The following is a 12054-nucleotide window of genomic DNA, read 5'->3' on the forward strand; positions in this document are numbered from 1 at the left end:
TAAAGAGTTTTTAAAGGTTAATCTAACTAAATGATCTGGTAGAAACTCTATATTTATATTTAAATGCTTATGAAGTATACCAAGCCTAATTATTCGCATGTTTTCTTTACAAAACAACATACGAATAATTTTACGAGTTGGACATAATATTAAGAATTAAACTATTTATTATCATCTGGTTATATAACCCTACTCCTTTAGAAAATTCTAGTGCAATCCTATTTTAAATATATACTTTAAAGCATTTTAAAATGCTATAACCATTCTATTATGTATATGTCATTATAATTTTATTATCTATTATGTCGAATTTGAAAAATATTCGATTTTCTAGTCGTAGTTTTATCAATAAAATTTAATGAAAATTTTAACTAGGTAGGACACTTATCATATAAGTGATTAAGTTTTTTATAAAATAGAAAATATTTCTATCTATAGTTGAAATTCTTTCTGTGATTCGTTTTTACCTTGTAAATAGTTACATAACAATAGCACTTTAAGTAGTGTTTTATTACCTATTAATAACCTAACTAAATAGGAGAGGATATCATTAAATTCTATAATATATTTATCATTTTTAAATGAAAAAGATTATAGAACACACTTAACTGTTAAGTAACAAATAAAACTAACTACTACGTTACTTGCTGATAAAATTATCCATAACTACCATAAGTAAAATTATTTCATCTCAACAACTTGTACTTAGAAAAAACCAAATCATATCATTATTTAGTAATATCAAAAAACATTCACTTAATAAAAAGCTCTTTAATTACGAAAAAATGAAAAAATAATAGAGTTAATATTACTCAATACTAATTAATAGATGGTACTGTCTAAATTATCTTAAAATGTATCTTCAGATTTCGCATATTAGAATTAGCTAAGATAGTTATTCCATATAAATTCGATTTTTTTTCAGAATTGCTTCTTGTGTTATCTTTGCTTTAGGATATGCATTAATAAACGCCATGATATCCCAACATAACTCTTTTATACCATTATGGTTAGCAGCAGAAATTAAAAAATATTTCTTTTTCCAACCTAATGACTCTGAAATGAATTTTGCACGCGAAACTGCTTCTTTAAAGTTAAGCAAATCTGATTTATTAAAGACTAACCAGCACGGTTTAGCCGCTAAGTCTTTACTGTAATATCCTAGTTCGCTCATAATGATGCGAGCATTCTCCAATGGATCAGATTTATCTACAGGAGCCAAATCAATAAGATGTAGTAATAACCAACAGCGCTCTAAATGCTTAAGAAAACGAATTCCTAAACCATCCCCATTAGCTGCTCCTTTAATTAACCCAGGAATATCTGCTACTACAAATCTATTTTTATTATTTATATGAACTACGCCTAAACTTGGTACTAGTGTAGTAAATGGATAATCTGCTACTTTAGGCTTAGCTGCCGATACTGCTCGGATAAAAGTAGATTTACCAGCATTAGGTAGTCCAAACATACCCACATCTGCTAATAACATTAAATGAAGTTGTATTTCGCGAACTTCGCCTTTAGTACCATCAGTTTTCTTCCGTGGAGCTTGATTGATCGATGATTTAAAGTGTGTATTGCCCAATCCATGAAATCCGCCCTTAGCTACTATTAGGCGCTGTGCATGATGAACCATATCACCAATAATTTTATTATTGGTAGAATCTAATACACGAGTACCTACCGGTACTTTAATGATGACATCTTTACCCCGCTTTCCAGTCGAATTTTGACTTCGGCCATTTTGGCCGCGTTCAGCACGAAAATTTTTATTAAAACGGTAATTAACAAGGGTGTTAAGGTTTTCATCTGCTAATAACCATACATCACCACCGTCACCGCCATCACCGCCGTCTGGTCCACCTTTTGGAATGTATTTCTCCCGACGAAAACTGACACAACCATTTCCACCGTCACCTGCAGTTACTAGAATAGTCGCTTCATCAATAAAAGTCATACTAATTCTCCAAAAAACTCACTTCTTATACGGCTTAATAATAGTATTATAATCCTCTATTAATCTAAAAATAACTGGTCTAGAAAAGCGAATGCTGCGTCAATATCAATTTGATATTTATCTGAACTGCTATATACTAAATTATAAATAATAAGAATAGATAATGAATAAATAAAACTTTTAATTAAAATGTGAAATTTTATAAAAAATAAAGCAAAAAACTTATTTGGTAACAACACTAACAAATTTGCGGTTCTTTGGCCCTTTTATTTCAAATTTAATTTTACCTGTCACCAAAGCGAATAATGTATGATCTTTTCCACAACCTACATTAGTTAACGGGTGAAAACAGGTTCCACGTTGACGAACGATAATACTACCAGCATTTACCATTTCACCACCGAAATGTTTAACACCTAGACGTTTACTTTTTGAGTCTCGACCGTTACGTGTAGAGCCACCAGCTTTTTTATGTGCCATAAGTTCACTCTTTTATTAAACACTAATACTGGTAATTTTAACATCAGTAAAATATTGACGGTGGCCCTGGTGTTTACGGAAATGTTTCCGACGACGAAATTTAATAACTATTACTTTATCGTCACGACCATGAGCTATGACTTCTGTTATAATCTTACCACCATTTACAAATGGACAACCGATCTGAATTTGATTATGATTAATTATCAACATAATTTGATGAAATTCAATATTTTCACCTATTGCAGTATCTAACTTTTCAAGGCGAATAATTTGTCCTTCGCTTACTTGGTATTGCTTACCACCACTTTGGAAAACTGCGTACATAATAAACTCCACTTTCCATGTACTCAATCTATAATTATCTTAAGCGTTCTATAAATACTTATAATGAAATAATAAATCCTATATTTTATTCAAAAACCTTGAATTTTATACAAAAATCTCACTAAAGATAAATGCAGAATATACATATTAAGATAAAATTATGGTTTTTCATTGTTATTTATCTCTTACATTTTAAAATGTAATTAGTAATATTGCTTTTGCCTACTATTTGATTTTTATATACAGGTTTAAGATCAATACAACAATTCTTAAAAATCTAAATTTTTAATGTTCTATAATAGAACAATCTAAGTGATTATATCATTAGCGACAATAATAAATATATTCTTCCTATAACTCAGTACTTAAAATTATAGAATGATATATTATCAAGATAAGCAGTACGTTACCAGTATTTCACTAATTAAATTCATCTATACAGTCATGTCGTTTTATGATGATACGATAAATAACTCTAACATGTGCTGTAATAAAGCTATAATTGATATTATATTCAGTAATAATACTAGTATTACTAATGATAATTCATTTATTTGAAAATGATATTTTTAGTCTTCTTATTATTTTATCCGGTTTCGATTTCTTACAAGAAGAAATGTTAAAAAACTATAATGATTATGTTGGCACTATTTTGTACTCGATGAAAGAAAAATCTCATTAATCTTAACATTAAGGTGAGTATATTGAAATTTCTCTAAACTAATATATTGAAATTATCTTAAACTAACTGAATTAGATTAATTTATCTTAGATGTACTAAATAGCTATTTTTAGATAAATGTTTTTCTTTTTGTATTAAAGAAATTATTATAACCTAATTTTTAGATAATTTGTAAAATGATCAAAATATTTAGTAGATTAGTTACTTATTTACATATAAAAGGGAGGATAATAAATTGTGTTTTTTTCAAAAATTGTTAATAGATCTTATCCAAGATTTCTAATCTTTTTTCATATAGAACTGATATTCTAATTGATAAATTTTAAAATAAGTATTTCTTATCTTATCCGATAAATTATTACTAAGTATATTCTGAAGCTTTTTCAAAAGAACATTATTATTATTTTTCTGCCTATTTATCTTAAATATAGCTAGAAATAGCTCTAAACGTATGCTTACTTTTAATATTATTATGATTTATAATAGTATGAAATACCACTTTTAGCTTATATATCTTCTTATATCTCTTAGCTTATCCTATCTAAGTAATTAATTATTAATTTGTCACGAATTTATTATTTCTTCATTATTTATGAATGAAGATTTTTCTTTTTTTAAATAGAAAAATCTAATATAAAAATTAGAATGTTACTGTAAAACTTCATAACTAAGCTATTTTTCTAGATGATGTAAAAGCTTAGAACAAATATTATCAAAATCACCATTGCTCATTACCAAAATGTGATCCCCTGGCTGTGTACTGTTTACTATCATTTCTACTAACGTATCAATATTAGCGCTACAATGTGCTGGCTGTATACAGGCTTCTACGACTTCTCGTACTTGCCAGGTAATATACTGTGACTGATTATAGTATGATTGATAGAGAAATACTTCATCTGCTCGTCTAAGTGATGACGCTAGTTCATTTTTAGATAAGCCCATCTTCATCGTATTAGAACGAAGTTCAAGAACAGCAATAATACGTACTATGTTACCTACTTTGCTACGAAGTGCTGCTAGAGTCTCCAGGATAGCAGTAGGATGATGGGCAAAATCATCATAAATCGTTACACTATTAACAGTCCCTTTCAATTCAAGGCGCCTACGAGCATTAATAAATCTATCTAGTACTAAACAAGCATCCGACGGATTTACGCCGATATGGCGAGCTGCAGCTATAGCCATCAGCGCGTTATGCATATTATGCTCACCTACTAATTTCCAGTTAACTGTACCAATTAGCTCATCGTGAAAAAAAACTTCAAAACAACTGGCATCTAATGTTATTTTATTTACCCACCATACGCCTCCTTCAGCACTGCATTCCGTTTCGCTCCAGCAACCCATTTCTAGAGTCTTTTTAAGATTGATATCGTTATTCGGAAAAATAATTCTTCCTTTTCCCGGTACTATACGAATTAGATGATGGAATTGTTTTTGAATCGCTTTGAGATCATCGAAAATATCAGCATGATCAAATTCTAGATTATTTAAAATGAGAGTTCTTGGACAATAATGAATAAATTTTGACCTCTTATCAAAAAAAGCACAATCATATTCATCTGCTTCAACGACAAAAAATGGTTTATTACCAAGACGGGCTGAAACTGTAAAATTACCAGGTACACCTCCAATTATAAAACCAGGTTTATAACCGAATTCTTCTAAAATCCAAGTAACTATACCAGTTGTCGTTGTTTTTCCATGAGTGCCGGCGACTGCTATTACCCAACGCTTTTCTAGAACATAATCATGCAACCACTGCGGACCAGAAATGTAAGGGATACCGCGTTCTAGTATCGCTTCTACACAAGGATTACCTCGGGTCATAGCATTGCCAATAATGACTAAATCTGGTTCTGGATCAAGCTGTGCTGGATCGTAACCTTGAATTAAATTAATTCCCTGCTCTTTCAATAGAGTGCTCATCGGCGGATAAGTATTATAATCTGAACCGGTAACTTCATCCCCTAAAGAACGCGATAGAATTGCTAAACCACTCATAAAAGTACCGCAGATACCAAGAATATGAATGCGCATAATTCTTCCATTTTTAGATGCGTATCACTACCTATTTAGTATTTCGGATAATTAATAAAAATTATATTATATGATGTAATAGCATTTTATTTAAACTAAATTAAAATAGATCAATATGTTATAGAAAAAGATATACTACTTTTATTAGTAGTTTTTGGTTATTTTTAAAGATGTATAAATCTATCATAAAACTTTAAATGAACATACTTTTTAAAAGTAATAGTATTTTATATGTTATGAGCAATGTTTACTGCGTTACTTTCAACGAACATAATAAAAATTTTTGATTAAACTATTTACTGTCATATAAAATAAAATAGTACTATTGTATAGTAAATATTAGTTTAGATTAAAACTTAAACATTTAAGTCTTATAGATAATTAATTATTTTTAATAAAAGAATGAAAGTAGTACTAAAGCACTTAGAAATAACAAATATGTTGCATTAGTAGATACGCTAGATACTTTATTGTTCTAATAAATTTTTTATTTTTTAGATATGACAGAAAAACTACAATAAAGGTTATATGTTTATAATTTAACAGTACTCGTTATAAATTTGTTCTGTTTTATTTATTTATATAACGTTAATGATTAATTATATAGAATATTTTATATAATTATCGAATGATATTTAAATCAAAAAATAATTTATCAGCATAGAATATCTTATAATATATCCTTATTATATTCTATATCGCTATTAGTACAGCGATTTTAGCCATGTAATTTTTTCACGTTAGTGTGCATATTTTTGTGATAATAAATTAATTACACTAATTATTTCACCAGTATTTAAGTTTAAGGAAAGAATATGAGTCTAAATCAGATAACAGAAGGTAAAGATTTTCCGGAAAGTATTTATGTAATCATCGAAATTTCAGCTAATTCGTATCCTATTAAATATGAAGTTGACAAAGAAAGTGGCGCTCTTTTTGTTGATCGCTTCATTTCCACCACGATGTTCTACCCTTGTAATTATGGTTATATCAATCGTACGCTTTCCTTAGATGGCGATCCAGTAGATGTACTAGTGCCAACACCTTATCCATTACAACCTGGCTCTGTAATATGTTGCCGTCCGATTGGATTGCTAAGAATGATTGATGAATCTGGCGAAGATGCTAAACTATTAGCGGTACCGCATAATAAAGTATCAAACGAATATGATCATATCAAAGATATCAAGGATCTACAACCATTACTACGTGCACAAATTACTCATTTTTTCGAGCATTATAAAGATTTAGAAGATGGGAAATGGGTTAAAATAGACGGATGGGATAATGCAGAAGCAGCTAAATCAGAAATTATTGCCTCCTTTTTTCGTGCTAAATAATTAATTATTACGCTGATAAAAATCGAGTGATTTCATCGTTGTATACACTGAATGTTATACATAGTGAATGCATTATTCTCAATACTATCGCTAAGTAATGATTAAAATTTTAAAATTCGTAGTTCTGATAACAGAATCTCATAGTAAATAAGTGTTTGTCATTTATTAGATATTTTCTATTTACGTTTACAGGTTGACATAAATAATAATTTTTCATAATCAAAAAATTCAAAATAACAGATTACAGATAAAATTTAGACATCGTACGATAATATAGATTTAACATCACAGTATTAAAATATTTATACCGTATTTTACCTGAAGATCAATTCGAATATCTTCGTTGAAAATTCATTTGAAATCATTATTAGCTCTTTAATATTCAAAACTAGTTTAATTACTGTAATCTACAATGCTATTAAAAATAGAATTATATTTATACGACATAAGAGGTATTCAAATCCCATTTATACAGTAAATAAGATAGTGTTTCTTTTAGAATTTAACCAGATTAGAAGCAACTTCTAGCTTTGTGTGAGCATTTAATTCGATTACATAATTCTATGAAATAATATCATTTTTAGTATTATTTGGATTATGGATAACTTCAATATTTAGGTAATATTGATTAATTAGGTTATAAAATAACAATTAACTTTTATTTACAATCAAATTTTTATCTGTAATATTAAAAGTGTTTTAATAGGACATTATCTTTTGTGTTAGTAATTGCTAATTGTTTATTCTGAAATACCTTTAAGTTATTCGTTAATCTACCCTTTAGGTTAAAGATACAAAGCTATATGTTGGAGTAGATATAAGCAAATAAGTTTTAACTGACGTTAAATAAAGCTGCAGTTTTTATCCAACAGCATTTCTAGACCTAGAATCTGCGTTATATTGGTGAATAACTAGATACTTTGTACATTTATAAACAAATATAGAACTTTCATTTCTCTTTTTTTAACTTAGTCAGTTTAATTAACCTACTTACAATTAAATTAAATTAAACTTTTAAAAAGTAAAATTAACAAATTAGTACTGGTAAAAGTGCTATTCTATGGCTGTCAATCATAACAAAGATATCAAAATACTATTGATCACTAATTAATACTAATCTTTCCGACAATATTATGCTAAATTTAGCAATGAGTAGTACGTATCCAATTTTTGAAATAGTTATTACTAATATTTTTACTAAACAGCTTAAAAGCCAGCCTTTATTAAATAAATATTGAATTTTAGCATACAAAATTCTATTAATAACATTTTTAATGTTATAGTTAACTTTTTTGCTATTAAAGTTAAATTTTTCTTAGTTACTAAAACTCAAGATATTTATCTAGTTGCTAAAAATACTTTTATTATTTGTTAGCAATGTGTACTTTAGTATTACAAAACGAAAATAGTTAAATAACACACTTATCTATTAATATACACTGATGTTAATTTTTTTTTTGATATATACAGATCTATACGTTAGGATTTTAATAGAAAAATTTTGTCAAAAACAATATTCTATAAATAGATTTTTGCATTTTCGCTTAATAATATAACTTCTTAATATGAGAATTTTTATGCATTTTCTCAATTAAATTATATTTTCATATTGTATTATATCCACCATTTTACAAAGATTTATGCATAATCTTTCCTTATCTTAAAAATAATAAATATAAAGTTCTTTTTAAGATTGCTTGATCTCATAATTACACTTTAGGAGAAATGAGTACATTTAAGCTCACAAAAGTTTTACTATCCAGTTGAATGTTAACTTCGTGATCACCGATCGTTCGCAAAACACCATTAGGCAGACGAACTTCGCTTTTAGTAACAGCAATACCTGTAGCAGTGATTGCGTTGGCGATATCTCGATTACCAATAGAACCGAACAGTTTACCTTCATCGCCTGCTCTAGATACAATGGTGATACTACCCAGTTTCTTAATTTTCTCAGCACGTGCTTTAGATACAGCTTGAGTTTCCGCTAGTTTAGCTTCGAGCTTAGCGCGATATATCTTAAAATGTTCTATATTTTTTTTAGTAGCTACTACGGCTTTTCCTTTTGGAATCAAGTAGTTACGAGCGTAACCAGATTTAACATTAACTTGTTCACCTAAATTACCTAGATTAATAACTTTATCAAGTAGAATTATTTGCATTACCTTATTCTCTTAAATGCTTAATAGATAACAATAAATTACTGATGACGATCAGTATAAGGCAGAAGAGAAAGGTAACGTGCGCGCTTAATAGCGCGAGTAAGCTGACGTTGATATTTGGCGCGAGTACCAGTAATACGACTCGGGACAATTTTACCGCTTTCAGTAATATAGTTTTTCAGCGTAGCGATATCTTTATAGTCAATTTCAACAACATCTTCTGCAGTAAAACGACAAAACTTGCGACGACGAAAATAACGTGTCATAATGTTAGTCTCCAGATTTTAACAAATCAATTTTTTCGACATGCAGAACTATTTTACCAAAGCCATTTCGCCCTTGATGGTAATTAATAAACCCCTGCACAATAATGTGTTCACCGATTTTTATACTGCGAGTAATTTCAATAATTTGTTTTCCATTGATTACTATCGGAAGTCGACACCATACTTGGCGTAAAAACCCTGCTTCATGCTGCATAGATCGATGCTCAAGCATAAATTGACAATGTGGAATACCTGACGGACTAACTTTTCGTATGGGTGTCTTGCATACGATGCCAGACAAAATCAGATAATTCGCTGTCATTATTAATTACTCTTCAGAATTCTCAATGTTAAAATCTCCCTTATTGTCGATGACAAAATATTCACGATTTTCACGGTGTTCATCTTTTATTTTAATCATTGGAGATGCTTCAGTTACTGCATGCTTAACGCGCATAATCATACTTCGGATAACAGCATCATTAAAGCGGAAAGCAGTTTCCAGATCATTAATTACTTCTTTAGGTACTTCTATATTTAATAGAACATAATGGGCTTTATGTAATTTGTTAATTGGATAAGCTACCTGACGGCGACCCCAGTCTTCCAAACGGTGAATCTGACCTTTAGCATTAGTAATTAATGTGCTATAACGTTCGATCATACCAGAAACTTGTTCGCTTTGGTCAGGATGGATCATAAAAACAATTTCATAATGATGCATAAAACTGCTCCTTACGGATTATTCAGCCTCCGATTAGGGCGATTAATAAGTGACCACGGAAGCAAGGAACGTAATAAGTAATGTAATTTAAACAGGATTATACTTTTTCGACTAACAAAAGAATTAGAATAAGTTTTTTCCTGTTATTTACGTTAAATACTAACGTTGATAATATTTAGTTAATATTTAATTTATTTAGGCTATGAATACATCATAGCGGGTAATAGTGATAAACACAACTAAAAGTACTTTGCATAGTCTATAGTTCGTATAGCATAACTAGTAGAATACTGGTATGACTATAAAGTTTTATTAATAAACTTATTTCTAGATTATTTATGACAATTAATCAGAGTAAGCCAAATTTACGTAGTGTGATTATACCTTTATAAAAGGATACGGATATTAACATACTGTCCATCAATTTATTCAAATTAACGATAGTAGATATACACCAATATGGTGGTCATTATTTTTCGTGGAATGTTTTAAAAAATTAAATTTTTTGATTATTTGAAGATAAGCACTATGTAATATTATTTACAGTATATTTTATAATTAAACCTACTTTAACGTATATCTAAATATGTATAATTATAATAAAATAATAGTATCGATAATAGTAAAATATCATGCGCTTATTGGTATTATATACCAATTTGGTATCTACGAGGTATCAATAATACACCTTACTATATAATTCCCTATTCACTATTGCACATAAATTATTCTATCTTATCACCGTATTATTTAGTCTTTATTTACATTACTATAGATGTGGTTATTACTATATTTCAATAATCTATTACACTGAAGTTTTTTAATAAATAGCTTCTTATTCTAAGCTTCTTACATATCTTGTTATTACTATAGTGTTGTGCTTTTAAATGAAAAAATGAGTTTAAATATTTATATTAAAAACAGTTTTAATTAGATAAAAAATTAAACTATAAAAATAAAATATTAATACAAAAATATTATTTCTAACTAAATTATAATAACTATAAAGCGTAATTTTACCAGATTTTAATGAAAATAATCAGTCTATTCCTAATATAGGTTGATGAGCTGATAGTTTCAGGATTAGTTCTGTCTACGTTGTCGAACAGATTCAAATAAGCATACTCCAGCAGCAACTGATACATTAAGTGTTGATACTATACCAGCCATCGGAATGCTAATCAGCTCATCACAGTACTTACGTGTTAAGCGACGCATACCCTTATCTTCTGAACCCATAACTAGTGCTAACGATCCAGTTAATTTGCTTTGATAAAGATGATGATCCGCTTCATGAGAAGTACCTATTATCCGAACATTATGTTCTTTTAAAAAAAGTAACCTACGAGAAAGATTAGTTACGCGAATAAGCGGTACAGTTTCTGCGGCACCACTAGCTACTTTCTTAGCAATGGCGTTAAGTGGTGCCGAGCGATCGCGAGGCACAATCACTGCATGCGCACCTGCAGCATCAGCACAACGCAGACATGCACCAAGATTATGTGGATCAGTGATACCATCAAGTACTAACAGTAATGGTGTAGCCTGCTGTGTTAGTAGTATTGAAAGTTCGTTTTCTTGGTATTTTTTTCTTACTTGAACATGAGCGATAATACCTTGATGAACTGCACCTTCTGCCTTATTATCCAACCATTGGCGACTTACTATGTGAACAACAATATCTGCTTTCTCTAAGAGTTGTATTAATGGACTTAAACGGTGGTCATTGCGCCCTTTTAGTAGGTATACATCTAAAAAACGCTTTGGGTCATGCTTTAGCAAAGCTTGTACAGCATGAATACCGTAAATAATTTCGCTCATAATCACACATTATCGTCAATGGACTAAGTTAGCTTGTTTTAAATTAATATCTATTAACATTACTTGCTAACACTTAATTTTATAAATAACTAAACGCCGTAGTAAATTTACTATATGAAAATTTATCTCTATGTTCTTTATTGTTTAATAGCTATTCCTTAATAGCTCGATCTAAAAGATATAGAAATACATAATTCTTCTTGGCATATTTTGTATCATATTGTTATAACTAATTATACAGAATATCTA

The 12054-nt window shown here is 29.2% G+C and carries 9 protein-coding genes and 1 pseudogene; 1 reads left to right on the plus strand and 9 read right to left on the minus strand.

The features are described 5' to 3' along the window. Positions 1–891 precede the first annotated feature (891 nt). The 4 genes and pseudogenes from cgtA to mpl form a co-directional block, all read right to left on the minus strand. Positions 892–1960, minus strand: a pseudogene (gene cgtA, locus FVIR_RS01230) (Obg family GTPase CgtA); the annotation flags it as partial. A gap of 222 nt (positions 1961–2182) precedes the next feature. Beyond that, positions 2183–2440 (minus strand): 50S ribosomal protein L27, encoded by a 258-nt coding sequence (gene rpmA, locus FVIR_RS01235; protein ID WP_067497925.1) that lies wholly within the window; start codon positions 2438–2440, stop codon positions 2183–2185. Positions 2441–2455: 15 nt separating this feature from the next. After that, positions 2456–2767: a 50S ribosomal protein L21 gene (rplU, locus tag FVIR_RS01240; protein WP_067497927.1), complete on the minus strand. Its 312-nt coding sequence runs from the start codon at positions 2765–2767 to the stop codon at positions 2456–2458. A 1354-nt stretch (positions 2768–4121) separates the two neighbouring features. After that, on the minus strand, positions 4122–5492 hold the full coding sequence (gene mpl, locus FVIR_RS01245) for a UDP-N-acetylmuramate:L-alanyl-gamma-D-glutamyl-meso-diaminopimelate ligase (RefSeq protein ID WP_067497930.1): 1371 nt from the start codon (positions 5490–5492) through the stop codon (positions 4122–4124). An 815-nt stretch (positions 5493–6307) separates the two neighbouring features. On the opposite strand from mpl, the gene ppa reads away from it, so the two are divergent. Beyond that, a complete protein-coding gene (ppa, locus tag FVIR_RS01250; protein WP_067497933.1) occupies positions 6308–6832 on the plus strand; it encodes an inorganic diphosphatase in 525 nt (174 codons plus the stop codon). Between the two features lie 1709 nt (positions 6833–8541). Here ppa and rplI read toward each other — a convergent pair. The 5 genes from rplI to rlmB form a co-directional block, all read right to left on the minus strand. Continuing rightward, on the minus strand, positions 8542–8994 hold the full coding sequence (rplI, locus tag FVIR_RS01255) for a 50S ribosomal protein L9 (protein ID WP_067497937.1): 453 nt from the start codon (positions 8992–8994) through the stop codon (positions 8542–8544). 38 nt (positions 8995–9032) lie between these two features. After that, positions 9033–9260: a 30S ribosomal protein S18 gene (rpsR, locus tag FVIR_RS01260; RefSeq protein ID WP_067497940.1), complete on the minus strand. Its 228-nt coding sequence runs from the start codon at positions 9258–9260 to the stop codon at positions 9033–9035. A 4-nt stretch (positions 9261–9264) separates the two neighbouring features. After that, positions 9265–9582, minus strand: a complete 318-nt coding sequence (priB, locus tag FVIR_RS01265) for a primosomal replication protein N (RefSeq protein WP_067497942.1) — start codon at positions 9580–9582, stop codon at positions 9265–9267. Between the two features lie 6 nt (positions 9583–9588). Further along, entirely contained in the window at positions 9589–9984 is a 396-nt protein-coding gene (rpsF, locus tag FVIR_RS01270) for a 30S ribosomal protein S6 (RefSeq protein WP_067497945.1), read from the minus strand. Between the two features lie 1083 nt (positions 9985–11067). Next, on the minus strand, positions 11068–11805 hold the full coding sequence (rlmB, locus tag FVIR_RS01275; protein WP_067497948.1) for a 23S rRNA (guanosine(2251)-2'-O)-methyltransferase RlmB: 738 nt from the start codon (positions 11803–11805) through the stop codon (positions 11068–11070). Positions 11806–12054 lie beyond the last annotated feature (249 nt).

Origin of the sequence: Candidatus Gullanella endobia (genome assembly GCF_900048035.1) — a bacterium.
GTDB classification, from domain to species: domain Bacteria; phylum Pseudomonadota; class Gammaproteobacteria; order Enterobacterales; family Enterobacteriaceae; genus Gullanella; species Gullanella endobia.

Coding starts and splice junctions, on each gene's coding strand:
- rpsR (WP_067497940.1), bottom strand. CDS start 9,260: ATGACACGTTATTTTCGTCGTCGCAAGTTTTGTCGTTTTACTGCAGAA.
- ppa (WP_067497933.1), top strand. CDS start 6,308: ATGAGTCTAAATCAGATAACAGAAGGTAAAGATTTTCCGGAAAGTATT.
- rpsF (WP_067497945.1), bottom strand. CDS start 9,984: ATGCATCATTATGAAATTGTTTTTATGATCCATCCTGACCAAAGCGAA.
- rplI (WP_067497937.1), bottom strand. CDS start 8,994: ATGCAAATAATTCTACTTGATAAAGTTATTAATCTAGGTAATTTAGGT.
- priB (WP_067497942.1), bottom strand. CDS start 9,582: ATGACAGCGAATTATCTGATTTTGTCTGGCATCGTATGCAAGACACCC.
- rplU (WP_067497927.1), bottom strand. CDS start 2,767: ATGTACGCAGTTTTCCAAAGTGGTGGTAAGCAATACCAAGTAAGCGAA.
- mpl (WP_067497930.1), bottom strand. CDS start 5,492: ATGCGCATTCATATTCTTGGTATCTGCGGTACTTTTATGAGTGGTTTA.
- rlmB (WP_067497948.1), bottom strand. CDS start 11,805: ATGAGCGAAATTATTTACGGTATTCATGCTGTACAAGCTTTGCTAAAG.
- rpmA (WP_067497925.1), bottom strand. CDS start 2,440: ATGGCACATAAAAAAGCTGGTGGCTCTACACGTAACGGTCGAGACTCA.